The organism is Sphingomonas sp. Marseille-Q8236, assembly GCF_965112005.1.
The window spans coordinates 1-25102 of the sequence record NZ_CBCOPO010000005.1; the positions used below are offsets into that span (position 1 = coordinate 1).

The 25102-nt window shown below is 63.1% G+C and carries 25 protein-coding genes; 8 read left to right on the top strand and 17 right to left on the bottom strand.

The genetic code is table 11. The features are described 5' to 3' along the window. The coding region (locus tag ACWPWT_RS20725) for a type IV secretory system conjugative DNA transfer family protein (protein WP_454281087.1) at positions 1–264 on the top strand (264 nt) is incomplete at its 5' end. Positions 265–784: 520 nt separating this feature from the next. Here the strand turns inward: ACWPWT_RS20725 and ACWPWT_RS20730 are convergent. The 6 genes from ACWPWT_RS20730 to ACWPWT_RS20755 form a co-directional block, all read right to left on the bottom strand. Continuing rightward, a complete protein-coding gene (locus ACWPWT_RS20730) occupies positions 785–1738 on the bottom strand; it encodes a replication initiator protein A (RefSeq protein ID WP_454281088.1) in 954 nt (317 codons plus the stop codon). A 46-nt stretch (positions 1739–1784) separates the two neighbouring features. After that, positions 1785–2078, bottom strand: coding sequence for a ribbon-helix-helix domain-containing protein (locus tag ACWPWT_RS20735; protein WP_454281089.1), 294 nt, complete (start codon positions 2076–2078; stop codon positions 1785–1787). 2 nt (positions 2079–2080) lie between these two features. After that, the gene (locus ACWPWT_RS20740; RefSeq protein WP_454281090.1) at positions 2081–2728 is read right to left on the bottom strand and encodes a division plane positioning ATPase MipZ; all 648 of its coding nucleotides are present in this window, start codon (positions 2726–2728) and stop codon (positions 2081–2083) included. Between the two features lie 400 nt (positions 2729–3128). Beyond that, positions 3129–3425 carry a hypothetical protein gene (locus tag ACWPWT_RS20745; RefSeq protein ID WP_454281091.1) on the bottom strand — a complete coding sequence of 99 codons (297 nt, stop codon included), beginning with the start codon at positions 3423–3425 and terminating at the stop codon, positions 3129–3131. Positions 3426–3706: 281 nt separating this feature from the next. Beyond that, positions 3707–4249 carry a hypothetical protein gene (locus tag ACWPWT_RS20750; protein ID WP_454281092.1) on the bottom strand — a complete coding sequence of 181 codons (543 nt, stop codon included), beginning with the start codon at positions 4247–4249 and terminating at the stop codon, positions 3707–3709. Between the two features lie 378 nt (positions 4250–4627). Beyond that, the gene (locus ACWPWT_RS20755) at positions 4628–7228 is read right to left on the bottom strand and encodes an AAA family ATPase (protein ID WP_454281093.1); all 2601 of its coding nucleotides are present in this window, start codon (positions 7226–7228) and stop codon (positions 4628–4630) included. A gap of 493 nt (positions 7229–7721) precedes the next feature. On the opposite strand from ACWPWT_RS20755, the gene ACWPWT_RS20760 reads away from it, so the two are divergent. After that, positions 7722–8479, top strand: a protein-coding gene (locus ACWPWT_RS20760) for an IS5 family transposase (RefSeq protein ID WP_454278138.1) whose coding sequence is annotated in 2 segments (ribosomal slippage) — positions 7722–8055 and positions 8055–8479 — 759 coding nt in all. Because the reading frame shifts where the segments join, the coding sequence is not laid out codon by codon here. Between the two features lie 278 nt (positions 8480–8757). On the opposite strand, the gene ACWPWT_RS20765 is transcribed toward ACWPWT_RS20760, so the two are convergent. From ACWPWT_RS20765 to traA, 9 genes are all read right to left on the bottom strand, one after another. Beyond that, complete coding sequence (locus ACWPWT_RS20765) at positions 8758–9645, bottom strand: endonuclease (RefSeq protein WP_454281094.1); 888 nt, start codon at positions 9643–9645, stop codon at positions 8758–8760. Then, positions 9635–10966 carry a DNA cytosine methyltransferase gene (locus tag ACWPWT_RS20770; RefSeq protein ID WP_454281095.1) on the bottom strand — a complete coding sequence of 444 codons (1332 nt, stop codon included), beginning with the start codon at positions 10964–10966 and terminating at the stop codon, positions 9635–9637. Before ACWPWT_RS20770 ends, ACWPWT_RS20765 begins: the two co-directional genes overlap by 11 nt. Continuing rightward, positions 10963–11439 carry a very short patch repair endonuclease gene (locus ACWPWT_RS20775; protein ID WP_454281096.1) on the bottom strand — a complete coding sequence of 159 codons (477 nt, stop codon included), beginning with the start codon at positions 11437–11439 and terminating at the stop codon, positions 10963–10965. The genes ACWPWT_RS20770 and ACWPWT_RS20775 overlap by 4 nt, the downstream gene beginning before the upstream one ends. After that, positions 11439–12023, bottom strand: coding sequence for a recombinase family protein (locus tag ACWPWT_RS20780; protein WP_454281097.1), 585 nt, complete (start codon positions 12021–12023; stop codon positions 11439–11441). The genes ACWPWT_RS20775 and ACWPWT_RS20780 overlap by 1 nt, the downstream gene beginning before the upstream one ends. Before the next feature lie 322 nt (positions 12024–12345). After that, a complete protein-coding gene (locus ACWPWT_RS20785; RefSeq protein WP_454281098.1) occupies positions 12346–12621 on the bottom strand; it encodes a hypothetical protein in 276 nt (91 codons plus the stop codon). Positions 12622–12631: 10 nt separating this feature from the next. Beyond that, a complete protein-coding gene (locus ACWPWT_RS20790) occupies positions 12632–13423 on the bottom strand; it encodes a restriction endonuclease (RefSeq protein WP_454281099.1) in 792 nt (263 codons plus the stop codon). A gap of 104 nt (positions 13424–13527) precedes the next feature. Continuing rightward, positions 13528–13986 carry a hypothetical protein gene (locus ACWPWT_RS20795; protein ID WP_454281100.1) on the bottom strand — a complete coding sequence of 153 codons (459 nt, stop codon included), beginning with the start codon at positions 13984–13986 and terminating at the stop codon, positions 13528–13530. Positions 13987–14152: 166 nt separating this feature from the next. Next, positions 14153–14854: a DUF6118 family protein gene (locus ACWPWT_RS20800; RefSeq protein ID WP_454281101.1), complete on the bottom strand. Its 702-nt coding sequence runs from the start codon at positions 14852–14854 to the stop codon at positions 14153–14155. Between the two features lie 59 nt (positions 14855–14913). Then, entirely contained in the window at positions 14914–17838 is a 2925-nt protein-coding gene (traA, locus tag ACWPWT_RS20805; RefSeq protein ID WP_454281102.1) for a Ti-type conjugative transfer relaxase TraA, read from the bottom strand. 168 nt (positions 17839–18006) lie between these two features. On the opposite strand from traA, the gene ACWPWT_RS20810 reads away from it, so the two are divergent. From ACWPWT_RS20810 to ACWPWT_RS20830, 5 genes are read left to right on the top strand one after another with little or no spacing between them, the layout of a single operon-like run. Then, a complete protein-coding gene (locus ACWPWT_RS20810) occupies positions 18007–18333 on the top strand; it encodes a conjugal transfer protein TraD (protein ID WP_454281103.1) in 327 nt (108 codons plus the stop codon). Positions 18334–18349: 16 nt separating this feature from the next. Continuing rightward, the gene (locus tag ACWPWT_RS20815) at positions 18350–18577 is read left to right on the top strand and encodes a conjugal transfer protein TraD (RefSeq protein ID WP_454281104.1); all 228 of its coding nucleotides are present in this window, start codon (positions 18350–18352) and stop codon (positions 18575–18577) included. Next, a complete protein-coding gene (locus tag ACWPWT_RS20820; RefSeq protein WP_454281105.1) occupies positions 18574–18957 on the top strand; it encodes a hypothetical protein in 384 nt (127 codons plus the stop codon). The genes ACWPWT_RS20815 and ACWPWT_RS20820 overlap by 4 nt, the downstream gene beginning before the upstream one ends. Then, positions 18941–19222 (top strand): hypothetical protein, encoded by a 282-nt coding sequence (locus ACWPWT_RS20825; protein ID WP_454281106.1) that lies wholly within the window; start codon positions 18941–18943, stop codon positions 19220–19222. The genes ACWPWT_RS20820 and ACWPWT_RS20825 overlap by 17 nt, the downstream gene beginning before the upstream one ends. After that, entirely contained in the window at positions 19222–20511 is a 1290-nt protein-coding gene (locus tag ACWPWT_RS20830; RefSeq protein ID WP_454281107.1) for a type IV secretory system conjugative DNA transfer family protein, read from the top strand. The genes ACWPWT_RS20825 and ACWPWT_RS20830 overlap by 1 nt, the downstream gene beginning before the upstream one ends. Before the next feature lie 103 nt (positions 20512–20614). Here ACWPWT_RS20830 and ACWPWT_RS20835 read toward each other — a convergent pair whose 3' ends face one another. Both ACWPWT_RS20835 and ACWPWT_RS20840 read right to left on the bottom strand, forming a co-directional pair. Next, positions 20615–21400: an SDR family NAD(P)-dependent oxidoreductase gene (locus tag ACWPWT_RS20835; protein ID WP_004213209.1), complete on the bottom strand. Its 786-nt coding sequence runs from the start codon at positions 21398–21400 to the stop codon at positions 20615–20617. After that, positions 21397–21948, bottom strand: coding sequence for a recombinase family protein (locus tag ACWPWT_RS20840; RefSeq protein ID WP_004213210.1), 552 nt, complete (start codon positions 21946–21948; stop codon positions 21397–21399). The genes ACWPWT_RS20835 and ACWPWT_RS20840 overlap by 4 nt, the downstream gene beginning before the upstream one ends. 139 nt (positions 21949–22087) lie before the next feature. Here ACWPWT_RS20840 and ACWPWT_RS20845 point away from each other — a divergent pair, with 139 nt between their 5' ends. Beyond that, a complete protein-coding gene (locus ACWPWT_RS20845) occupies positions 22088–25045 on the top strand; it encodes a Tn3 family transposase (RefSeq protein WP_031286087.1) in 2958 nt (985 codons plus the stop codon). The last annotated feature ends 57 nt before the right edge of the window (positions 25046–25102 follow it).

Here is a 25102-nt window from a genome sequence, read left to right on the forward strand (position 1 = left end):
ATGCTGTCGCGCACGATCGGCGACACCACCATCGAATATGAGACGTTCGGCACCTCCGGCCCGGCGAGCATCTTCAGCGACGACACGCGCTCCGAAAGCGCCAGCGGCCACGTCGCCGTGCGCCGGTTGGCGACGCCCGACGAAATCATGCGGATGAATCCTGACCATCTCCTGTTGTTGCGGCAGGGTCAGGACCCGCTCGTCGTCAGCAAGGTCCGTTACTATGCGGAACGCGACTTCGCCGGCCTCTACGATCCGGCGTAATCGCACACACCGGCGAACCCGGCGATGGGTTTAGGATATGCCCCTGTTCTGCCCTCTCAACGAGCGTAACGCTGACAGGCACACACCGCTGGATCGGCTTGGCTTCTCCCGGAAGCCTGCGGCCGTGAGGCCGCTTCTGTGACGGCGATAGCCGGCACGAAACAAAGGCGCATTGCCTTTGGGGCAATTCCGCATCTCCTTCCCTGCCGTTTGAGCCGGTCGTCCGGGGTTAAGTGATTCTGTTAAATAGGAATCGTTAAGAAGGTTAAGGGTCGAAAATGGGTAAAAAAGTCGCCTTTTTGCAGTAGCTTGAGAAACCGGTCGGTGTGTGATCCCACGTGATTCGGTGTGTGATCCCACGATAGTCCGGTGTGTGATCCCACGACGGTTAGGTGTGCGATCCCACGATGATCGCTTGCCTCTTTGCGGGTCGATTATTGCTCGATCCCCACCCTCAACGGCTGCTGTCAGCCACCGCCTTTGATACGGATGGGCCTTGCGGTGTGTGATACCACGATAGTCAGCGTCCTCCTGCGAGCTTGTCCATCAGGTCGTCCACCTCGGCGGCGCGGCGGCGATCGGCATCGAACCGGTTCCGCCGCTCCTGCTCGGCTTCCAACCTGGCAGTCAGCGCCAGCGCCTCCGCTTCACCCCGAAGTCGGAACAGCACGGCAGGACTGCCATCGACTGTTGCGGCCATCTGCATCGCATAATCGGGGAGCTGGTCGGCCTCCACCACTTTGCGCAGCATCCGGTTGAACTCTTTCGGTTTGCTGTCGCTGCCGGTCTTGTCGCGCAACACCTCAACGCGACACGTCCACCCACCCTTCTGGTTGCCAGCGTGCTTGCGCGCGATACGATACAGGGCGCGTTCCAGCCCGCCGGTCAGCAGGAAATAATCCTGGTGCATGGTGAGAAGCGACCGCTCCCCCATGATACCTTCATACACCCAATCCGACAGCGTGATGGTCATCCCGCGCGGTTGATCGGTGTCCGGGTCCACCTCCAGCGTCCATTTGTCGAGCCAGTTGAAACCGGCCTTGGTGCGCCGCTTGGGTGCGCGGATCGAGGTCGATATGGAAGTCGTCTGAAGCCGCTGGAGTGCGGCTTGCAGCTCCTGATAGGCCCGGCCGCTGGTATCGCGCTTGATCGCCCTCAACAGGTCATAGGACGTTGTTTTAAGTGTCCGGGGAAGGTCGTTGACGCCCTGCTCCCGCATCCGGTTGAGCGTGGACGCGGCCCATATCAGAACATCGGCGTCCCAGATCGTCGCCATACCATAGGCAGGGATCGCCTCGATCTTCACCCACGTCTCGCCGTCCGGGCTGCTATATTCGATAGGCTTCACCCGCTTGCGCTTCTGAAGCGAGAAAAACGGCCGCTCCATCGTCTCCCGCTGATCCTTCAGCGGGAGGTCGCCCATCAACGGGATGAACAGATCAAACTCGGGATTGGGATTCTGGCGCTTGGTCATACCACTTCAATCCTGCCGTTCTGCATAATTGCAGGTGTGCACATTATTATGCACGGCCGAATTGTTTGTCGGCGTCATACTTGGCGACCAGTTCGCTGATCGCCTCGGCAAGGAGGTCTTGGTGGCTGCGACGGGTCCGCGCTGCCAAGACACGAAATGCCTCCGCTGTGGGATCGGCAGGATCGAAATATGCCCCGAGGTGATACTTTCCCGGTCGCTTGCCACTCGACCGTGCTGCACTCGACGGCGAGGTTGACGGAGCAGGCTGATGATCCGGCTCGGGCTCGCGAGGGGAGGGGGACGCTACTGCCGGCCCCAACAGGGAGGTCCGTTTTGCCATAATCAAGCCTTCACATTTGCAGGTGTGCAATTCATCACATCATCAAATATGTGTTTCTGCAAGGCTGCAATCTCTAGGGCGGCCTTACCCTTCGGCTCATGCTCGATGACGCCCAAGCCGTAAGGCCATGCCGCTCGATAGACGCTACGCTCCCGCAATACGGCACGCGCCACCCGCAAGCCTGTCGCCTCGGCAAGCGTTCTGGCATCGTCCAGCAACGTGGTTGCGGTCGGGGGGGCGGCATTCAGCACGACCACGCCCGTTCGCCCGGTACTGGTGATAAGCTGCGCCGTGCGCTTGATCGCATCAAGGTCGATCAATGACGGACGACAGGGGATGACGACCAGATCGGCACGCTGCGCCGCTGCGGCGGCTTCCGCACCCGCTGCCGGCGGTGTGTCGATGATCGTAAGCCCAAAGCCGTTAGCCTCTGCGGCATTGATCGCCTGATCGAGGCGGCGCGCGCTGATCGGTTCGACGTGGGGTAATTCGGCTGTCCGTCGCTCGCTCCAAGCAGTCGCACTCTCCTGCGGATCGAGGTCGAAAAGAGCGGTCTTTATCCCGGCCGCTTCGGCGGCAACCGCCAGATTCACCGCCAGCGTCGTTTTACCGACACCCCCTTTTTGCGCTGCAAGCGTGATAATATGCAAGTGTGCACACCTTCAATAATGCTGATTTGATGGTATGCAGAATGGCAGGATCGCACAACTGCTATTGCGCGAGTGACATCGCGCCCTATTTAATTGCGCGGGAGATATGACAATGGTCCAGCCCGGAACATCAATTTTCAGAGTCGCGCAGGCGCTTTACGAAATGATGCCCGAGCGATGGGCCGGCGGATTAGAGCCATCCGGCATCCCTTGGCACGCGGCGTCCGATGCAACACGTCAGCGGTGCTTTGAGGCTGCGCGTGCTGCGATTTGGACTTTGCGGCCTGTTGGTGATCATCTGCGATCCGCCGGTGAGGTTGTCAGTCCACACGCTGTTACCGTATGGACTGCAATGATCGACGCAGCTCTCGACCAATATCCGAAAGGATAGTTGAGTGCCTTACTCCTCATCTTCGCTAATAGGTCCCCCAGCAGCAATGTCCTGCGCGTAGCCGAGGAAATCTCGCTCAGAATGCATCCAGAAATGGTCGACTTTACCCGGGCCAGTGTGCGCGTGAGCAGTCGTCCAAAAGGCACTTGTGGCAGCGGCAAGACCATCAGTGTCAATCGCGTCGTTCACCCACGTTGCCGTGTTTGCCTTCTTGCCGAAGCCCGCGCCCTGAAGGACCCCAGCCAGTTTATTGCGCAGGGCGCTGTTTTGATCACCGTCGATTGAAAAGCGAATAATTGCCTGCATCACCCAGCTCCTTAGGAAGGAGCGAGATAGGTACAGCTGCCGTTTTGGCAACGTATGCCGACATCGCTACCATCGTGGTCCACGCGGGCGTGGTGGCAACAACTCCTTAACACGCCTACCGCCTGCCGAATGATAGATGCCGGGGCTGGTAACAAGGCGTAGGTCCTGCCCGTGCATCCTTTAGCTTGCGCTTGGACATGCGATGACGGACCCCGGCAAATGCCGAAAAGGCGGGGAAGGATTTACCCTCCCCACCTAGCGGCTATTGGCTGAACAACAGCTTAGCAAAGACCGATCTTGCACAATTCGTTGTTGGGTCCGGGACCTTCGCGGAAGAACTTCTCAACCTCCCGCCCAGCCTTCGCGACCTCGCTGTTAGGCCCGAAGCAGCCACCCGCCACACCGATGCCATTGGCGCAGCGCGAAAGCTCGACACTCCCCCAGGCGCCAGCAACGCAGGCCGGGTTAGGGCCGCACTGCTGAACGATCTGACCCACGATCTGCCCGTCACGAGGAACGATGTTGGTCGGGATGCCCGCCGGTCCCATCGGCCCCATGCCGCCGTTGAACGGGCCGGGCTGCTGCTGCGGCATCGGCATCGGCATCGGGCGAGGCATCTGCATCTGCTGCATACCCCCGTTCTGCAACCAGTTCATGATAACGACGCAGGGAGCGATGCCCTGCGGGCCATTGCAGATAGGATTGCCGAAATTATCGACACCGATCTGCACAATCTGGGGAGCCATCTGGGCACTCGCGGGAGTCACGCAGATGGGGGCGATCACGCTCGCAACAACGGCGAGCGCAGCAATGAACTTCTTCATGATTGAAAATCCCCTACGCTTTTTGTTTTTGCGTTCGGGCCGTTACCAGCGGTCCCGATCACAAGGCTGCTTCTACTCACCGTCCGCTTTCACGAAGCTGAACGGTTCGCCGTCAAAAACACTCGCTTCGTCGTGCAGGCGAGATGAAAAACTCTATTTTCCATTGTGTTAGCAATAGGTTGAATTGCCTTGTAAAAATTTTCCTGAAAATCGTAAGAAAAAACCTCCCCTGTAATGTTAGTCCTCAACATTGCTTACCCAAGCAAGAACCGGCTTATTCGTGCTTCCAAGATACGAGCAAGTCCTTGGCATGCCTGACAGAATGGCGGCTTTGCAAACGACGGCAGCAGGTTGACCGCTCGCTCCCGCTGGATCGCATCAATGGAGCCTCGCCGCTTCTTGTCGCTGGCGAAGGTCTGCTGCCCATCGTGTCAAAGCATCGATCTCGGCGGTCAAAGCCTCCGGCCGGGGGAGGGGGCGGTTCAACTCCGGCGCTGCTGAATGAAGCATTTCTGAGCATCGCCCATAGCCATCACGCATAACTTCGCAGTCGGCCCGAGTGACAACCGTGAGCTTGATGAGGCCCTTAGTATCTACCTTTTGCGAAAGGCGACGAATGACGTGCCCAACCGCCTCTTCAACGGCCGTTTCCCATGTGTCGCGTAGAACACCGGCAATAGATTTGACGGTAGCGCGCCAGCTATCTTCATCGGCCTGGTCGAAGTGACGCCGCTCGTTCGCAAGCTGACGGGTAAGGGTGCCGGTAATATCGATTGCGCGGCGAGCCTTAAATGGCGGTTCGTTCCGGCAAAAACCCGCCTTGTCCGCTCCTCGCGCGATCGACCCTATCGATACTTGGGGTCGCGGATGCACTTCCTGAGCCGCACGATCCAGCTCAAACAGAAATGCAAGATCATGCGTCAGCACGACCACCTGCCGGCGAGAGGCTTCATCAATGAGGCGTTTCGCTACGGCTTGGCGATGCATATGATCGAGCGACGACACAGGATCGTCGAAGACGATACCCGATTGATTTCCGGCAGTCGCTAGCTCGGCCATGAACGCCGCCAGCGCGACGCATCGATGTTCGCCCTCGCTAAGCACCTCACCCACAGCCGCCTTGGGCTGGCGAACCAGCGTTACCCTGAAACGCGGAATACCCTGGGCGCTAGTCTGCTGACGCAGCTCGACTGCCAGGGCCGCTATCCCAAAGCTCGCCACTTCGAGGGCGAACTGCGCGCGCAGCGCGTCTGTGACGAGAGCCTGCGCGACTTCGGTGCTTTTGGCCGTGATGCGGTTGGTTGTGGTCGCCCGTTGCGCCGCCTCCAATTTCGCGATCTCACCACGACGAGCGATCTCTGCAAGCACGTCGTCCTTGATGCCGGCGAGCCACTGGCGATCGGCAAGTTCCGTTTTCTCAGCGATCAAAGCGGCGCGAGCCGGTGACCCGGCCTCGGCGACAAGCGCAGCGGATCGCGCCGCTATCTCGGCCACAACATCGAGAATGGCCTCTCGCTCATAGGCAAGCGCGTACACCGCAAGCTCGATTGCCGGATCGGCATGGTGGCGCATAATCCATCGGTGGCGCAATCTCGCCTCGGTCAAAGAGCGGCGGAAGCGGGCTGCCAAAGCATCCTGGCCCAACTCATCGCGGACGGTCGCGATAATGATGCGAGCTTCGGACGTGGAAATGGCAACGCGTCCGAACGCAACCAAGGCCTCCTCATGGGCGATACGCGCCGCCTCGGCGCGCTGCTGGCTGTCATCACGAACGAATGCCTCGAAACGATTGAGGCGAGAAGCCGCCTCCGGCGCGAGCCCTTGCTGACAGAGGACGCACACATCGCCAGGCTCGGTCGCAGGAAAAGGGCGGGCAGGGTAAGCGTCCACTTCGGAGTAGGTTCGAGCACTCTCCCACAGAGAACGCCATACGTCGGCACCGATCGCCGGCAAGGGCTCATCGCGAAACAAGGCTCCCGATGCCGCCTTAGCCGCTAACTTGGCCGCATCCCGCGCACCAGCAAGGCGGCGTAGCGTATCGCCGTCAGCGGAAGCGAGGGTGGTGAACAGCCGATCTAGCGCTGCGATCTGACCATCGACCTTCGCCTTCAAGTTCATGAGTTGGCGCGCGGCGCGCGCGGGATCGCCGGCGAGATCGGCGGTGAGCTGCGCGAGACGGTCCAACTCGCTTTGACTCAACGTCGCCAGTGCTTCCACCGTGGCCGACTTGGTACCCGCGGCCAACCCGGCCAGGAGCCGACCCACTGCGCTCGTCGGACTACATGCAGGCGCCGCTACGGCTCGCGGTGTCCGAGCCTTAATCGTCGTCACCTCGCTGGCGAGCTTGTCCTTCACCGACTTGCAGAGCTGCGCAAGCGAGGCGAGCAGTCTTAGGGGAAACGGGGTGTAAGCGAGGTCATTCGTTTCCTCGACATGGATGTTGGCGCATCGAGAATCGAAGACGCTAACGGCGGTCAGCGCGGGATCGCCTGGCGTTCCAAGCCGCCACACGCAGGAATGTTCTGCAACTCCGATGGTATAGTCGATCGTCGCCGTGGGCACGCCGGGGACGGCCTCGTAAATGTCGGGGATGATGTCTTCACGATTAGGTGTTCTAGCGCGGCAGGCTTTTTTAAGAATACGCGAATAGCCGGATTTACCCGATCCATTGTCGCCATAGATGATCGTCAGGCCATTAGGTTGGAACGCCAGCCGCTGATCGGATGCCAGCGCATTGACGTGGTTCACATTGTGGACGCGACGGAGGTTCACCGGCCCTTGGACGCGAGCAGGATCGCGGAAACTATCGGCGCTAACCGGGTTTGCGGCAACCTGACCCTTACAGATGGCGACCAGTTCATCTATTTCGGGCGCAGCGAGCGGATTTCCGGCCGCCAATCGACGCAGCGCGTCACGCTGCCAATCAGGTACGTCAGCGGACCAAGTGACTATGCTTGCAAGGGCTTGTGCTTCGGTCATGGTACTGGGAGCTCGTAGTCGCCGGCTTTCTCAAGTTCGCGCCGACACGGCGGAATCCATAATAATTGCGTTGGCCCCGGCGCATCGGTCAACCATATCAGCCAACAATAGCTGGTCGCTGTCGAAGCCGATGGATCGACCCTCCCTCTCAAAATGGGAACACGCTCGACGAACTGCGCGACATGGCTTGGTGCCCGGTTTCGGAACAGCCGATTGTACCGACCTGCGCCCTCGATGAAGCCTGTGCGGACGAGCATAGCCGTGCCCACACGCGCAAGCGCAAGCGCGCGTCTTGTAAACTCTTCCGCTAATCGAAAGGGCGGGTTTGTAACGATCCAGTCCGGCCGATCCTCCGGACGAGGCGAGTTCTCCGGGACCGACAGAAAGTCGAGCTGCTCGCCATAACCAAAGGCAGCGATATCGCTGCTCCTTAGGGTCAGGACCCATTGATGTGAGCGTCGCGATCTGATTCAGGCTCCGCAAGGAGACCGAGATGAGTGACCTGTTTTGGCTGACGGACGAGCAGATGGAGCGGCTGCGGCCCTTCTTTCCCAAGAGCCATGGCAAGCCGAGGGTGGACGACCGGCGGGTGCTGAGCGGCATCGTATTCGTCAATCGCAACGGGCTTCGCTGGCGAGATGCGCCTAGCGAGTATGGCCCCCACAAGACGCTGTACAATCGGTGGAAGCGTTGGGGCGAGGCCGGCGTGTTCACGCGAATGATGGAAGGTCTGGCTGCAGCTGGCGCCGAGCCGCAGACGGTCATGATCGACGCAACCTATCTGAAGGCGCACCGCACGGCATCAAGCCTGCGGGTAAAAAAGGGGATCTTGGCCGCCTGATCGGCCGCACCAAAGGCGGTATGAATACCAAGCTACATGCCGTCGCCGATGCAAACGGGCGCCCCTTAAGCTTTTTCATGACCGCGGGCCAGGTCAGCGACTACACCGGCGCGGCAGCGCTGCTGGATGACATGCCGAAGGCGCAGTGGCTGCTCGGCGACCGCGGCTACGACGCCGACTGGTTCAGGGACGCCCTCCAGGCCAAAGGCATCCAGCCCTGCATCCCGGGCCGGCGATCACGCAACGAGCCGGTCAAATACGACAAGCGCCGCTACCGGCGCCGCAGCCGCATCGAGATCATGTTCGGCCGCCTCAAAGACTGGCGTCGGGTCGCTACCCGCTACGATCGCTGCCCCACTGCCTTCTTTGCCGCCGTCACCCTCGCTGCCACCGTCATCTTCTGGCTGTGATCAACGAGTCCTGACCCTAGAGAGTTGAAATATTCAGCGAGCGTAGCCGCCATATATCCGCGGCCGCATGTAGGCTCCCAACACGTCGAGGCAGAAGTGCGAGAAATTGCTGGCAGACGCTCCATAAGCGCTCTGGTCGCCCAGCGGGGAGTCGGGAAGTCGTCTAAGCTATCGTTCGGCTCTGCGCGCTGCGCCATTATGGCCGGTGACCGGTTCTGCGGCCCTCCCGGCAGTCGATACTGCGGTGATCGCCGTGGCTTCCATTCGGCCACGTGTTGTCAGTCTCGGTAGTCGCGTATCGCAGCTCGGTCGAGCTTGTCGGCCGGCACAAGACGGTAATGCTTCTCGTCTACCAAACGAACCTCACCGTCCTGCAAGGTCAACTCGAACAACGCGATCTTGCCGCCGTCCATGAACTGAGCTGCAATGGGACGGCATCGTAGCCCCGGAAACTTCTGATCGGCGTAACGAATATCCTGGGTCGTCTGTACGACGCCGATCTGGTCCTTGCCGCCTTTCGCCTGCACCGGAATGACGTAGTGGCAACCGCGCTTATCGAGGCCAACGTACAGCTCGTCGATTTCGATTTGACCGATACCCTTTACCGTCGTGCGAAGGTGGTTCTGCAAACTCGATGCAGTCAGTCCGAGGAATATGTCGATCAGGCGATTATAGCGGACGATCGCCAAAAGAGCCTGCTCGTCATCAAGTGCATAAGCCCGGATCAACTCGGGGGTGCCATCGGGAATGTCGATGCTCACCAATGTTTCGTTAGGCCTGATCCGCGTCGCGGGAACGAGCCGGAACTTATACTTAGCTCTTCCGGCACCCTCGATAATCCATTCCAGCTTCTCCGGCTGGGTCGCCAGAATGGCGTCGGGCATGGGTATCCGATACCGGATCGCATACACCACATCGCCGAGGTTCTGCGGTAGGTCGACGCCGAGCGCTGCCGCGGTAGTCACGATGTCAGCACGAGCGAAAGCAACCTCCGTCGCGCCATCGGCATAGCGATCCGAGAAGATGCGCTCGATTATCGCTTTATATCGATTGGTCTGTGCGGGTGTTGCCGGTTCCACATCGTCCGGTAACGCCTCAGCTCCGACTGCGACGCCAAGGTCATCGTCCCCGCCCAAATCGACTTCATCGTTCGGTTCAACGGCCATTGGCGACGAGCCTCAATCGGATTTCCTCGATCTCATGCTGCTTCCGCTTTTTCGCACCGCTCTTACGATCACGCTTGCTGCTAGGCGCCGGTACGCCGAACCGCTCGGCTGCCTCGGACATCTCTAGGTAAAGCAGCGTCGCATCGCCAAGGTCTATCGGCTTCTCGGGGCGGCTCGGCTCGATGCCAAGCGCTTCGATTACGGCCCCGGCAATCGCACGCGCAAGCGGAGGCGGAACGGCATTGCCGATTTGCCGTGCACCGTGCCACTTCGTTGCGTGCAGCCTAAACCAGTCGGGAAAACCGTGCAGGCGCGCCATCTCGCGGACGGTGATGCAGCGCGAGTGCTTGTAGTGGATCGGTCGTGGGCTGGTAAACGCTCCCCGAGCGCCGTCCGTCCCTGCACGTAGCGTGTTGGACAAGCCTACCGGCGACAGCTTCAAAAATCGGCTGATTGGCTCGACAGTGCCGGGAAGGGTTTCGGTGAAACGGCGACGCGAGATATCGGTATGCGTGGTTCGGGCGCTCGACGTTAGTACACCGGGGTTCCAGTTACGCACGTGGCCGAAGTGCCATGCATCGTTGGTGAGGCCTCGCAGCTCGGCTGCGTATGTGGAGGGCTTTCCGAAAGCCGAGGTACGTGTCGCGTCGGTTTCGATCAAGGAAGGAAAGCGGTCCGCGTTCGGTAGATCTCCGATCGCGTCCATGACGGTCGGGCCGATCGGCAGTTCACCGATGGCTTTACGTCCATCCGCCGCATTGGTGATCGGTGCTGGATAAGCCGGTACAGTCTCGCCTTTCTGGGCTCCCATAAGGATCAATCGCTGGCGATGCTGGGGCGTCCCATAATTTGCCGCATCCAGCACCTGCCAGGGAAGGCGCACATCGTAACCGGCCTTGTCGAATGCCTCGACCAGCTCGTCGAGAAACGCGCGCTGGCTGCCGACCGTTAGCCCTTTCACGTTCTCGAATACGAAGGTGCGCGCGTCGAACTCTTGCACCAGGCGCACGAATTCGCGCACCAACGTGTTGCGCGGGTCTTCGAGGGCTCGCTTCCCAATCATGGAAAAGCCCTGACAAGGCGGGCCGCCGAAAACGCAATCTATCGGACGCTTGCCGATGCCCGCGATCGCTCGCACCTCGGCCGCCTTCAAACCGGCGACAGAGCGCGGGATAACAGGCGTGTCCGGGAAATTGAAAGCATGGACGGCACAGTGCACGGGATCGATCTCGACGGCGGCGGCAAGATCGAATCCAGCCTGCTCGAAACCGAGGCTCATGCCGCCTGCGCCGGCGAATAGGTCGATGCCTAGAGGCCTCATGTTGTCTCCGTTATGTTCTCGTGTGGGCCTACCGCGTTTTGAACAGTCTGTCGATCGCTTTTTCCGGGGGGTCCGAGAAGATCGACTAGGGCTGTCTCCAGCTTTTCCTCGTCACCGATCTCGCACTGCCAGACGGTCCCCACATCCCAACCTAGAGCGCGAAGCTCAGCCTCCTTGCGAGCGTCGCGCTCCCGATTCGCATCCAGCTTCGGACCCCAATAATCCAGCTTGGATTTGGGGGCGCGTCCCTTCTGGCATTCGTGTCCGTGCCAGAAACAGCCGTGAACGAAGATCGCCTTTCGGCGGCCGGGCAAAGCTATGTCGGGACGTCCCGGTAGATGCTTCGGGTGAAGCCGGTAACGGTAGCCCAGCCGATGCAGGAGTCGCCTAACGGTCATTTCAGGACCCGTGTCTTTGGTCCCTACAGATTGCATGATGCGCCTACGCTGCTCAGGTGTGCGAGTATCGGCCATCAGGCAGACCGCCGCACCGATGTTGCTAAACGTCCGCCCGTCCTTGCCAGTGTCGCGCGTAGAGTCTTGGGTGTGACGCCGTAGGCGCGCGCCACTACGGGGATCGGTTCGTCGGCCGCCAGCCTGGCGCGTGCCTCGCCGACCTGTTGCCCGTTCATCTTCTGCGGGCGACCGAGATGCCGGCCCGATGATCGCGCCGCGGCAATGCCTTGGCGCTGGCGCTCGCGAAGCCGGCGGCGCTCGTGCGCGGCAAGGCTGGCGAGAATGTCCGCGATCAGCCGACCGTCGTTGGTCGCGATGTCGAGCGAGGGGAGGGCGAGGACACGGAGCTGCACGCCGCGCTTGATAAGCTCGTCCATCAACAACACGGCCTCACCGGTGCTACGGCCCAGCCTGTCCAGCTCGGACACGATCAGCTCATCACCGCCATGCAGCCGTTCCAGCAGCGCATCGAGGCGACGACGCGCCTTTACGCCGCTCTCCACCTCTTCGACCACCTGATCGCAGCCGGCGAGCGCAAGCGACGCGCGCTGGCGACCGAGGTTCTGTTCGTCGGTCGAAACACGGGCATAGCCGTAGCGCATTTCTACCGCGACCTTTCTTCCCTCGTAAGCGCCTGATTATGCTTGTGGCTGAACGTGAGGTAGAAAGGTAGACCTTTCTACCTCAGTTCATCGCGTCCGTACTGGCAAGACAACGATGGTTGGTACGCTCGGCTTACGCCGGTGCCATAGCCGACGGTTCAGGCGCGCCGCTTCCTTCACGGCCTGGGGGTCGTTCAAATCGATCATGATGCTGGTCCTCGAACAGGCAGCACGCAGCGGCGTGCTAATATCCTGTTCCGAGATGGAAGGCCTTAGCGGCCTAGTTTCGCCGATCAGCCATCTACCAGCGCCATCGTCGCTGTCAGGCGAACGCCTCGTCCTCAAGCGTACCTTTGCGACTTTCCACGATGATGGAGACGGTGTTCTCGTTGTCGCGGTGGTTGAACACGCGCGCGACTACGGTCCATATGGTCCGGTTGCGAGGGTCATTGCGGTCCTTGCCGGAGGGCGCACCCGGATCGAGGATCGTATCGCCGATCATCGGCACCTGACCGGCGAACTGCTCGGTGCCGTAGGTGATCCCCCCGTCAGACACCATTCCGTTGGGATCGCGGTGCAGAATGCGAATGGCGGTCACTTCGTCTCTCCTATCTGTCGTCGGCCAGGGTCCAGCTCGACGTCAGGTCATCGTGGCCGAGCAAAGTGATGCCGTTGGTGGCGGCAAGCTGCGCGGCCGCCCGCGTGAAGCCGTTGGTGGCCACCACGACACCTGCTTCGGCGCTGTAGTGCCGCATAGCGGCGGCCACCTCCTGCACGGCCTTATTACCGACAGGCTTCGCATGGTGCTTGCACTGAACGACAAGCGTCCGTCCGGCACGGGTGGCGACGATGTCCGCTCCCTGATCGCCCGCCGCCTGCGTCACCATCGGCGTCCAGCCTGACAGCTTCAGGCGATCGGCGCAGAAATGCTCATAGTCGGTCGGGGTCATACCGGGGTCGAACCGCTGCGCGAAGCTCGATGCCTGTTCAGCAACAGCCCGATCGATCAATGCTGCGATCAGGTTATCAAGCTCGGACCTTCGCGGCTGCGATTTCATCCCGCGAGGCATTTGAAGAGGAATCTGGCCGATCGCCGGACACACCACCGTATCGCAGAAGCGGTTGATCTCCTTTATCCACTTGCCGTCATCCCGGACGCCATAGTCGTCCGTGCGATCGAGCTGCCGCTTGCGACGCAGCAAGGCCGGAAGATGGGCTTGAACGATGCCACGGACTCGTTCCTCATACTGTCGCCGACGTTCCTCCCGGGCTTCGCGGCGAGCCTTCCCGATCGTCTGATGAAAGAGCACCGCTGCGCCAATCGCCACGGCCAGCGCCGGCCAACCGCCTAACGGAGATACGAGCAAGACGAACACGACGAGGCCGATAATGAGCGCCATTAATCCCCCTGAATGCACCCGGTCCTTTTACTGCCGGCCCTTCAAACGACAAAGGGCCGGCGCGTCCGCCGGCCCCTCAACTGTGTCCCCGCGTCCGGAAGCGATCAGGCGAGCTTTTCTGCGTCCATCGCCGCCTTCACCGTCTCAGGCAGCCGATAGTTATAGGCACCCACATCATAGTCCCATTCGGCATCGAACAACCATGTGTTGGCAACATAGCCTTCGGTGTGGCTGAACCGGCGACCGAATGCGCCCATCAGACCAGCGAATTGAGCGGGAGTGTAGGAAATGGCTGCTTGGAGTTTGCCTGCGGGAACCCACTCAGGAAAAGCCGCATGAAGCATCTTGAGAACCCCTAGCTGCTCTCGCGAAAGCGGCCGGCGGCTGAGAACGCGTCGCGCTACCTCGGTCGATACGAATTCTTTCTCCTCACCCTCCTCGGCGACGGTCGGCGCGACTGCCGCAACGGCCTCCGACGAAGCGTCACCTCCGGAAGCGGCCTGCATGGCGGTCATCGCCTCAATAACCTCCTGCGCCGTACCTTCAAACATATACCCCTTCATAGCAGCCTCCTCATAGCTCTAATGCCACGGAGCATCGTGACGTAGGCTATTTGGCATCCCTGCAAGTCAGATACAAGAGGCTTCACGATACCTCATGTATTTTTTGGCTTCTGAGGCGTCGTGAGCCTTATCGAGGCCAACTAACGCTCGATGCAGACCACGCCGCTTATGGCACCCTCTCGGCTTCTACGCTGATCGTACAGCGCACGCTCTCCTTAGCCTTGTTCGCCCGCTTGCGGCACGCCTCCATCACGACACGGTTTGCGGTGAGGATCCGATCCCCCGCCGCGATGTTGGCGAAGGCATCCGGTGCCGCGGCCCGCATCAGGCGTTGCCCGGCCTCCCATTTCGGCAGGTCGAGCGTGCGCGCGGCCATCCACTCGGGCACCTGCCATCTATCCGGCAGCGCGCGGGCGACGACACCCGGCACGACCGTCCACAACAGCATCCCGCCCAGGCACGCCCCTGCCCCGACCTGCCATAGCGCCCGGCGCTGCTCGTCAGCACGGCGGGCGACACCGCCGATCCCGTGCAGCGCGGTGGTCGCCCGCTCCATCTTCTCGCCGGCGGATGCGATCATGCGCCGGTCCTCGTCGCGGGCATGGGCACTCGCCGCAACGATCCGGTCGGCGACATAGCGCGGCGCGACATTGTCCTCGGCCGCCTTCGCCAGGATGGCCACATTCTGCATGGTGCCGTTGAGCGCCTTCGCCATCTGGCCCAGCGTCTCGCTGTAATCGGGGATTTCCGGCACCTCGGCGCGCTCGGCCGCCAGTCGCTCGACCGCACGCCGCAACAGCGCCAGCTCGCCACGCACGCCCTCGAATGCTTCTGCCGCGGCATCCGGTTCGTGATCGTCTTCGTTCATGCGGTTCCCCCTTTTCCCGCATGAAAGCACGAACGCGATCGTACCCGAAAGCACGAAGCCTATCGGCTCATGCCCCGATCGCGGTCGCGCGCTGGCGCGATCGATGCTGACAGCGCGTCGCCGATCGACCGCTCGCGCTCGATCCTGATCTCCAGCTCGGGCGCACGCCGGCGCAGCGCGGATTCGAGCTGCGGATCGCGGGCAAGCCCGCCCGCCGCCTTCTCCATGCGCGCCTGTATCCGCTCGGCGCCGGCGCTGTCGCCGCTCCGCTCCAGCCCGGCACGCTGCCGCTGCATCGCCTGCCAGCCTTCCACGAACCGATCGGCGCGCGCGTCGGGGTGAAGCCGCACGCGCTGTTCCTCGGCCATCGCGCGCACCGCGCCGCCCGTGTTGCCGCTCGCCGCCTGTTCGATCAGCTTCGGATCGCGCGCCAGCGCCGATGCGAGGTCGCGCACAGCATGGGGGCGGACGGCATCCAGGCCCTCACCGGCCTTCCGCAACGCGGTCTCCTGATGCGGCAGCACCGGCAGGCCCTGATCGCGCATCCGGCCTATATCGGCCGCGGCACGCGCATAGCGTTCGATCGCGCGCACCTGGTCGGGACGGTCGGCGCCGATCGCCGTCTCGCCACGCTCGATCGCCGTCGTCTTCTCGGTCGCGGGCTTCGGCCGGAAGCCGGCGAACATGCCACGCGCCTTGTCTCGGACCTTCTCGACCACCTGAAGCGCGAGTTCCGGGAACCGGATCTCGCGCCGATCGGCGAAGGCACGGGCATGGTCCTGGTCGCTGCGATCAGGCGCATAGTCACCGGCCATGTCCTTGCCGCGGTCACGCGACAGCACGCGCGCGAGCCTGCCCTGATCGGCGAAGTCGTCGCGGCCGTAATGGAGCTGCACGCCGTCGCGGTGCCGCGACAGCCCGACATAGCCGCTGTGCCGGTCCATCCCCGGCGTCGCGAGGACGTGCGCGTAATCGACCGTCACGCCCTGCGATTTATGGAAGGTCGCGGCATAGCCGTGATCGACGGCGGCATAGTCTTTCGCCGCGAACGTCACCTCGCGCCCGCCGTCGAGCCGCACCGTCATGCCCTCCGGCGTGACGCGCGCGATTGTGCCCAGCGTGCCGTTCTTCACGCCCAGCGAGCGTTCGTTGCGCAGGAACATCAGCCGGTCGCCCGCGGCAAAGTCGCGATGGCCCCGGTCGGCCGCGAACGTCACGTCCTCGCCCAGCTCGCCGTTCGCGCGCAGCCGGTCGCGCGCCTCCCCGTTCAGCTCGCGAACCTCGGCATTGGTGTGGGTGAGAATGATGCGGGTCTTTTCCGGCTCGGCCTGGCGCTGACGATCCCACCCGTCGACCAGCCCGGCACGCGCAGCGTCGCGGGTGTCGGCCGCGTGGACCATCCCGTGTGCGGCATAGGCGGCCAGCGCCTCGCCCGTGCGGCCGGTCGCCAGCGCCCGCGTGGCGTCCCGCTGCCAGTCCTCGCGCTGCCGGCGAACCTCGGTGATCTCCGCCGCGCCGTGCCGCTCGGCGATCGACCGGAACGCCGCGCCCGCCTCGATCGCCTGCAACTGCTCGGGGTCGCCGACCAGCACCACCTTCGCGCCGGCGTCGCGGGCATGGGACAGCAACCGCTCCATCTGGCGGGTGCCGATCATGCCCGCCTCGTCCACCACCAGCACGTCACGCGGCCCGAGCTGGTCGCGCCCCTGCGCCCAGCCATGCTCCAGGCTGGCGATGGTACGCGATGCGATACCCGATCCGCCCTCCAGATTCTCAGCCGCGATCCCCGACAGCGCCGCCCCGCGCACCTGATAGCCCTCGCGCTCCCACGCCTCGCGCGCCACGCCCAGCATCGCCGACTTGCCGGTGCCGGCATAGCCGACGACCGACGCCAGGCCGTCGCGTCCGGTGATATGGGCGAAGGCGTCGCGCTGCTCGCCCGACAACACCAGCCCCCGCCCCTCAGCCGCGCCGATCGCGGCGTCACGCTGCCGATCGCCGACACCATGATCGCCGCGCCGTGCCAGCTCGTCACCGGCGCGCTCCAGTCGCGCCTCGGCCGCGATCATGTCGCGGGACGTGAACCGCTCCTCGTCGCGGCCGTCCTTGCCCAGCGCGACCAGCTCGGGGCTGGCGCGCACCGCCGCCATCACCCGGTCAAACTGCTCCTTGCCGTCCGAATGCCGGAACGCGAACGTGGCGAGGTCGCGGGTGGTGAAGGTCGATTGCTGCCGGGTGATGCCGTCCAGCGCGATCCGCGGATTGCCTACAATCTTCTCGCCGTTCTCGCGCGCGATCCGCCGGTGATCGTCGGCGCGCTCGGCGTCCTCGCCGCGATCGAGCCGGCGCATTCCGGCCGGCCCGATCTTGTGCTGCGGCTCAAGGTCGATGCCCTGATCGGCATAGGAGCGATGGTCGATCCGACCCTCCAGCCCCAGCTCGGCCATTCGCTCGTTGACATGAGCTGCCCATGCCTCGCGCCATTCCTTCAGCAGCTCGTTGCCGTTCCAGTCGCGGTTCTTCTGCCCGAACCCGTCCGGTCCCACGTCGCGCATCGACAGCATGACATGCGCGTGCGGCTTCGGGCTGCCGTCCTTCGCCTTGTCCCAATGCACGTTGAGGTCCGCGACCATTCCGCGCTTCACGAACTGCTCTTCCACGAAGTCGCGGGCGAGCGCGACGCCCTGCTTCTCGTTCATCTCGCGCGGGATCGAGAACTCCACCTCGCGGGCGAGCTGCGCGTCCTTGCGCTTCTCGCCGGCCTCGACCTCGTTCCAGAGGGTGGCTCGGTCATTCAAACGCTCCGGCGCGCCCTGCGGCAAGATCACCTCGGAGTGGATGACGCCGGCCTTGTTCGAGAAGTCGTGCGATCGTCCAAGCCGCTCGTCGTGCAGCTCGGATGCGGAGCGATAGGCAGCCGACGCGACGGCGCTGGAACCGTTCGCGCGGCTGATGACCTTGGCGCTGAAATGGTAGATCGCCATCGCGCTTCTGTTTCTACCTTTCTGAGCGCACGTCGGCAACGACGTATAAGCGCGCACTCACGATCTGCTACGCATCTCTAATTGACCTGGTGATACCTGTTATTCGCGGTTGCCCTCCCCTGCGGGTTTGCTAGGTTGATGTGGATCAAACGCGGAGACGGAGGCACCATGCGCAAGGTGCGGGATTACGATGCGGAACTGAAGGCGCTGGAGGACAAGGCACGGGCCTTGAAGGCGCGCCGGGTCGAACAGCTCGGGATGCTCGTTACCTCCACCGGGGCCGATGCACTCGACCTCGAAATGCTCGCCGGCGCGTTACTGGATGCCGTCGCGTCCAAAGATACCGATGCGAAGGAGGCGTGGCGCGCGAAAGGTGCCGGCTTCTTTCAGCGGCGTGGGCGCAAAGGTTCGCGAAAGGCTGGCGGCGACGGCAGTAGCGGAACGCAGCAACCGGGCGCTGGTCCTGCGCCTGGAAGCGGCACGGCGTCGGACTGATACGCGGGGCTGGGTCGTGAAACGTCGCGAGCGCACCCGTCACCTGATCGAGCTGGGCGGCCTCGTCCGGAAGGCCGGACTGGCCGACCTCGCCGACGACGATCGCGCGACGATTTACGGTGCGCTGCTGGAACTGGTCGGACGTGCGCGGGACGACGCTGCCGGCGATGTGCTGGCGCTGTGGAAGCGGCGCGGGAAGCGGGCGTTCGACGCGGAAGCGGAAGCATCGGAGACGACGGCATGAACCGCCCGGTGATCGAGCGGATCGTTGTCGGCGTGCTAGTTGCCGGCTTCACGATCGGCACCATCACGCACACCCTCCACCTCATCAACGTCGGTTGGATCGTGTTCGATGACGCGCCGGTCTGGATGAACGTCTACTGGACCGCATTGACCGCCCTCGATCCGCTCGCCGCGGTGCTGCTGATCTGGCGGCGTCCGGTCGGGCTGGCGCTGGGTGCCGCCATCATCCTGAGCGATGTCGCGATCAACAGCCATGCCCTCTACGGGCTTGGCCTGCCCTTCGGATTCCTGTCGCTCCAGCTCCAGACCCTGTTCTGCGGATTCCTGCTCGGCGCGGCCGGGTTCCTGACAAGGAGACACGTCGATGCCGTTGGACGTTGAAACGGTCAGGGCGGAGGTCCGCGCGCTGGATTATGTGCGCGGCACGCCGGCGGAAGCCGCCGACTGGCGCCGGGCCGATGCGGACGCGCGCCACAACAACGTCATCGAGGGCTTGGAATACTCGCCGGTCGAGGACGCGCTGTTCGATATGCTGCGCGACGAAGCGGTGCCGCCCGATCTGGCCACGCAGATCGTCCTCAAGCTGATGGATCATCCCGACGCCGATCGGAGCCTCGCGATCACGCCTGTCGGATTGCGCTGGTGATGCCGGCGCGGATCGGGCCGCTCTGGGCGCTGCTGATCGCCTTCGTCGTGCTGATGGCGAGCAATAGCTGGCTCAAGGGCATCTTCGGCTACGGAGAAATCGCGACCGACGTGCCGTTCCTGCTGACCGGCCTCACGCTGTTCGCGATCTGGAAGTTCAATCGTCGCGACGGCACCCGCAACACGCTGATGGGATCGGCGCGCTTCGGCGGCCGGAAGGAAGCGCGCGAGCTGGAAAAGACCGGCGACCTCATCGTCGGCCGGTCGGCCAGGTCGGGCAAGCTGCTGCGCTATGACGGCCTGGCGCATCTGCTGACGATGGCGCCCACCCGGTCGGGCAAGGGCGTCGGCACGATCATCCCCAACCTGCTGCTGCTCGACCGTTCGGTGATCTGCATCGACCCCAAGGGCGAGAATGCCCGCGTCACGGCCCGCACGCGGGCCAGCAAGGGCGATACGTGGTGCCTGGACCCGTTCGGTGTCTCCGGGCGTCCGGCGGCCCGCTACAACCCGCTGGCGTGGCTCGACGCGACCAGCCCCGACCTCGCGGAAGATGCGCAGACCATCGCCGACGCGCTGGTCCACGATGCGCCGGGGCAATCGGGCGAGGCGCACTGGAACGAGGAAGCCAAAGCGCTCATCGCCGGCATCATCCTGCACAGCGTCGTCCATGAACCCGTGTCCCGGGCCACGCTGGCGACGGTACGCGACAAGCTCACCCGCGATCCCGCCGGCTTCGCCGCGCTGCTCACCGACATGCAGGCCAGCACCGGCGCGCACGGCCTGATCGCGCGCGCCGCCAACCGCCAGCTCGGCAAGTCCGATCGCGAAGCCGCCGGCGTGCTGTCATCCGCCCAGCGTCACACCCACTTCCTCGACAGCCCGCGCATCGTGGACAGCACGTCCGCGTCCGATTTCCGGTTCGCGGACCTGAAGGAACGGCCGGGCACGGTGTTCCTGTGCCTGCCGCCCGACCGGCTCGACGCCTATGCCCGCTGGCTGCGACTGCTGGTCGCCCAAGCCGTCACTGACATGGCGCGCTCCCCTGCCCGGCCGGAACGCCCGGTCCTGTTCCTGCTCGACGAGTTCGCCGCGCTCGGACGCCTCGATCCGGTGGAACGCGCGATGGGGCTGATGGCGGGGTATGGGATGCAGCTCTGGCCGATCCTCCAGGACATGCACCAGCTCAAGGCGATCTACGGCGAACGTGCCGGCACGTTCATGTCCAACGCCGGAGTGATCCAGACCTTCGGGGTCAACGATCTCGCGACCGCCGACATGCTGGGGTGACTACACGAAAGTGACGTATCTGCACGCTAAGGGCGAACAAATCCGGTACGATGCCAGCAGATGCTATTCGCAGGCTTTCCTGCCCCTTTTATGTGGTGCCGCCCTACGGGCGCCGATATGGGAGGGCGGCAATCCGATTGACCAACGATCGAGGTAGAACCCTGCTCGCCAAATATGTGAGCTGGTTGCCCATCCCCGGTATGGCGAAGGATTGCCGATAAACCAGAGCGTGGACTGCATGGGCCGCGCACCGGTCAACGTCCATCAAACCCAACCTCCCCCACTTCAAATCGCTGAGGGCAGCCATGTCTGTGTCGATTCCACCGGGTGCAAAAGACCCAACACTCACTCCCGTCCCGGCAAGCTCCACGGAAAGCGCTCGCATGAGGGTGCTCACATAGGCTTTCGACGCGCCGTAGACCGCTTGGAAGGGCACGGATGTTTCGCCCGCCAGGCTCGACACGGCGATTACTGAGGATTCAAACGGCTGCTCCCTGAAAATCGCAATCAGGCGAGCCAGCAAATCCGTGAAACCGAGTATGTTTGTTTCAATTACCTCGGCATAAGTGTCGGCACGGCCTGCATCAAATGAACCAACGCTCGTCATTCCGGCAACCAACAAAGCGGCTGTTACTTGCAATTCTGCAACCTTAGCCGCGATTTTCTCCCTGCCCTCGATTTCACGTTGATCAGCCACTATAATCTCGCACGGCACATTGAACCGCTCGTCAATTTCGGTCTGTAGCTCCCGCAAGTTGTCGAGCCTTCGTCCAACAATCAGGGGCTTGGCCTGGTACGATGCCGCCAAGCGGAGGGCGGACGCTCTGCCCAAACCGGTCGAAGCCCCTGTGACCAGCACCCACGAGTTCTTGATCGCCAGCGGTTTCACGCGTTTTCCAGAGCCTTGTATAGGGCGGTTTTGCCGATCTTGAGCCGGGCCGCCGCCTCACGAACAGTGAGGCCCGCTGCGATATGCGCCCGCGCTTTACGTAGTTTGTCGGGGGTAACGACAGGCCGGCGACCACCCTTGTTGCCCCGCTCGCGTGCGGCCTTGAGGCCGGCATGAGTGCGTTCACGGATCAGGTCACGCTCGAATTGGGCCAGCGAGCCGAAGATGTTGAACACCAGCATGCCGCCCGAAGTGGTGGTGTCGATATTCTCGGTGAGTGAGCGGAACCCGATGCCGCGCGCCGCAAGCTCGCCGACCTTCTCGATCAGGTGGCTCATCGAGCGGCCGAGGCGGTCGAGTTTCCAGACCACCAGCGTGTCGCCGGGGCGCAAATAGGCGAGCGCTTCGGTTAGGCCAGGCCGATCGGCTTTTGCCCCGGATGCGTGATCGTCGAATATACGGTCGCACCCGGCAGTGTTCAGCGCGTCAAGCTGGAGCGACAGCTTCTGGTCTGCGGTCGAGACGCGCGCATAGCCGATCAGCGCCACATGATGCCCGATCCTGTCCGTTTTCCCGTCATTATGCGATCTTGTCCGAATCGCCGTTACAGGTCCAGAGTTAACGGACATATTCCTGTTGGCCGCCAGAGGACCGTCTGACGGACACGCAAAGCGAAGGAGATGATGCTTGGCGAGACGGCGACTGGTGAGCCTGGAAATCTGGGCGAGGCATTATGGCGCGCCGCTCGATGAGCGCGAGATCGCGCGTCATTATACGCTGACCAGCGACGACCTGGAAATTGTCGGCCGCCGTCGCGGCGATGCCACCCGGCTCGGCTATGCGATGCTCATGCTATATATGAGATGGCCTGGCCGTGCGCTGGAAGCGGGCGAAGTCCCGCCCGCTCCTGTGCTCGCCTATGTGGCGCAGCAACTCGGCGTCGCGCCGGCAGCCTTCGCGGATTATGCCCATCGGGACCAGACCCGTCGCGAGCATCTCGTCGAAATCCGACGATCGCACGGGTTCAGGATTTTTGACCGCAACGCTTTCCGTGAAGTTGTCGCCTTCTCGGTCCCAATCGCGCAGACCATCATACACCCCGGCCAGATGGCAGACGTCATCGTCGATGAACTCCGGCGCCTGCAGATCCTCCTGCCTTCTCCGTCGATTCTCGAAGCGGTGCTGCGGCGGGCGCGCCAGCAAGCCGAACAGCTTACCTATGAAGTGCTCACGAATGGCCTGCTGCCTGACACCCTTCAGGGCCTGGACGATTTGCTGGCCCGACGACCGGGGCAGGTCGCGACATGGCTATCCTGGATGCGCAATGCGCCACAATCGCCGGCAGCGCGCAACATCCTGCGCCTGATCGAACGGCTCGCCTATATCCGCGCGCTGGGCCTCGATCGCGCCCGTGCCGACATGATCCCGGCTTTGACTTTTGACAGGCTGGCGGACGAAGGCAGCCGCATCACACCCCAGCACCTTGGCGAACTCAATGCCCTGCGCCGCCATGCGACGCTGGCGGCAACCGGCATCCGGCTTGAGGAAAGCCTGACCGACGCCACCCTGACGATGTTCGACAAGCTGTTGGGCAGCATGGCGCGCCGCGCCGAGAACCGGACCCGCGACAAAGCCCTCAAGACGGTGCGCGAGTTGCAAGGCCACCTCCGGACGCTCACGGGGTCTTGCCGCCTCCTCATCGACGCGCGCAGCAAGGGCGTGGATTCTCTGGCGCAGATCGAGGCGCTGGACTGGCAGCACTTCGCCGTGGCCGTCGAGCAGGCCGAAGTGCTCGGGCGACCGGAAACCGTCGATCGCACCGCCGAATTGATCGAGCGGCATCGGACGGTGAAGCTCTTTGTCGGCGCTTTTCTCAACGCCTTCGAGTTTCGCGGCGCCGGCGCGGTTCAGGGGCTCCTGTCAGCGCTGGCCATCATCGCGGAGCTATATCGGACCGGCAAACGGCGCTTGCCTGATCGCGTGCCGCTACGCTTTGTGCCGCCCGCATGGCGCCCGTTCGTCCTGCGGGATGGCATCGTTGATCGTGCCGCTTATGAACTATGCGCCTTGTCGCAACTACGCGAGCGGTTGCGAGCCGGGGATATATGGGTCGCGGGAAGCCGGCAGTTTCGCGATTTCGACAGCTATCTCATACCGCCGGCGACCTTTGCGGCGCTGCGCGAGAAGGGGCCGTTGCCGCTCGCCATCGAAACGGATTTCGAGCGCCATATCGAGGAACGGCGCACCAGGCTCGACACGGCGATCGAGCAGGTAACGGTCCTTGCACGGCAAGGGGAGCTGCCCCAGGTTAAGCTTGACGAAAACGGTCTCATCATCTCGCCGCTGAAGGCGGCAACACCGCCCGCCACCGAGATTGCCCGTCGCGCCGCCTATGATCGACTGCCGCGCGTGAAGATCACCGATCTTCTGCTGGAGGTCGATGCCTGGACCGGGTTCAGCGAATGCTTCATCCATCGTCGTTCGGGCCGGGAAGCCGACGATCGCAATGCGCTGCTCACGGTCATCCTCGCCGATGGCATCAATCTCGGCCTCACACGCATGGCGGAAACCTGCCGGGGCGCAAGTCTGCGTCAGCTCGCCCATCTTCACGACTGGCACATCAGCGAAGCCGCCTATGGCGAAGCGTTGGGAAGGCTGATCGACGCCCATCGCGCCATGCCGCTCGCCGCGCTGTGGGGAGACGGCACCACTTCGTCGAGCGACGGACAGCAATTTCATGCCGGGGGCCGTGGGGCCGCGATCGGCGACATCAACGCGCGCAGCGGCAACGAACCAGGCGTTGCCTTCTACACCCATGTCTCGGATCGATATGACCCCTTCGCAAGTCGGGTGATCGCGGCGACCGCTGGCGAAGCGCCCTATGTGCTGGATGGCTTGCTGTATCACCAGACCGGCCTGACGATCGAGGAGCACTACACCGATACGGGCGGGGCATCGGACCATGTGTTCGGCCTCATGCCCTTCTTCGGCTACCGCTTCGCGCCGCGCCTGCGCGACATCAAGGAGCGTCGTTTACACCTCCTTCCCGGCCAAGAATCCGGCCCCTTGCTTGCCGGCATGACGGCCGAACCGATCGCATTGGGTCATGTCGCGGCGCATTGGGACGAACTGCTGCGGTTCGCCACGTCGATCCGCACCGGCACCGTCACTGCTTCGGCAATGCTGCGCCGCTTGTCCGCCTATCCGCGACAGAACGGACTGGCCCTCGCACTACGCGAGCTGGGCCGCCTCGAACGCTCCATTTTCATGCTCGACTGGCTGCGCGACATCGACCTGCGCCGGCGCACCCAGGCGGGCCTCAACAAAGGCGAAGCCCGCAACGCGCTCGCCCGCGCGCTCTTCTTCAACCAGCTCGGCGAACTGCGCGATCGTCGGTTCGAGAACCAGACCTATCGCGCCTCCGGCCTCAACCTGCTCGTCGCCGCCATCATCTTGTGGAACACTCGCTATCTCGAAATGGCGCTGGCGGACATCGGCACAGCCGACGAAATCGCACGCCACATCGCGCCATTGGGCTGGGAGCATATCTCGCTGACCGGTGACTATAGCTGGAATGTTGAAGATCAACCCGATCCGGACGCCTTGCGACCGCTGCGCGCCGTCAACTCCCTACTTGCCGCGTGACGTTCGCTATCCGTTCGCCCTTTCCGTGCAGATACGTCACTTTCGTGTAGTCACCCC

Bases quoted from the DNA above. Each gene is read 5' to 3' on its own strand.
- ACWPWT_RS20730 (WP_454281088.1), bottom strand. From the start codon at position 1,738: ATGACCAAGCGCCAGAATCCCAATCCCGAGTTTGATCTGTTCATCCCG.
- ACWPWT_RS20735 (WP_454281089.1), bottom strand. From the start codon at position 2,078: ATGGCAAAACGGACCTCCCTGTTGGGGCCGGCAGTAGCGTCCCCCTCC.
- ACWPWT_RS20745 (WP_454281091.1), bottom strand. From the start codon at position 3,425: ATGCAGGCAATTATTCGCTTTTCAATCGACGGTGATCAAAACAGCGCC.
- ACWPWT_RS20750 (WP_454281092.1), bottom strand. From the start codon at position 4,249: ATGAAGAAGTTCATTGCTGCGCTCGCCGTTGTTGCGAGCGTGATCGCC.
- ACWPWT_RS20755 (WP_454281093.1), bottom strand. From the start codon at position 7,228: ATGACCGAAGCACAAGCCCTTGCAAGCATAGTCACTTGGTCCGCTGAC.
- ACWPWT_RS20765 (WP_454281094.1), bottom strand. From the start codon at position 9,645: ATGGCCGTTGAACCGAACGATGAAGTCGATTTGGGCGGGGACGATGAC.
- ACWPWT_RS20770 (WP_454281095.1), bottom strand. From the start codon at position 10,966: ATGAGGCCTCTAGGCATCGACCTATTCGCCGGCGCAGGCGGCATGAGC.
- ACWPWT_RS20775 (WP_454281096.1), bottom strand. From the start codon at position 11,439: ATGGCCGATACTCGCACACCTGAGCAGCGTAGGCGCATCATGCAATCT.
- ACWPWT_RS20780 (WP_454281097.1), bottom strand. From the start codon at position 12,023: ATGCGCTACGGCTATGCCCGTGTTTCGACCGACGAACAGAACCTCGGT.
- ACWPWT_RS20790 (WP_454281099.1), bottom strand. From the start codon at position 13,423: ATGGCGCTCATTATCGGCCTCGTCGTGTTCGTCTTGCTCGTATCTCCG.
- ACWPWT_RS20795 (WP_454281100.1), bottom strand. From the start codon at position 13,986: ATGAAGGGGTATATGTTTGAAGGTACGGCGCAGGAGGTTATTGAGGCG.
- ACWPWT_RS20800 (WP_454281101.1), bottom strand. From the start codon at position 14,854: ATGAACGAAGACGATCACGAACCGGATGCCGCGGCAGAAGCATTCGAG.
- traA (WP_454281102.1), bottom strand. From the start codon at position 17,838: ATGGCGATCTACCATTTCAGCGCCAAGGTCATCAGCCGCGCGAACGGT.
- ACWPWT_RS20810 (WP_454281103.1), top strand. From the start codon at position 18,007: ATGCGCAAGGTGCGGGATTACGATGCGGAACTGAAGGCGCTGGAGGAC.
- ACWPWT_RS20820 (WP_454281105.1), top strand. From the start codon at position 18,574: ATGAACCGCCCGGTGATCGAGCGGATCGTTGTCGGCGTGCTAGTTGCC.
- ACWPWT_RS20825 (WP_454281106.1), top strand. From the start codon at position 18,941: ATGCCGTTGGACGTTGAAACGGTCAGGGCGGAGGTCCGCGCGCTGGAT.
- ACWPWT_RS20830 (WP_454281107.1), top strand. From the start codon at position 19,222: ATGCCGGCGCGGATCGGGCCGCTCTGGGCGCTGCTGATCGCCTTCGTC.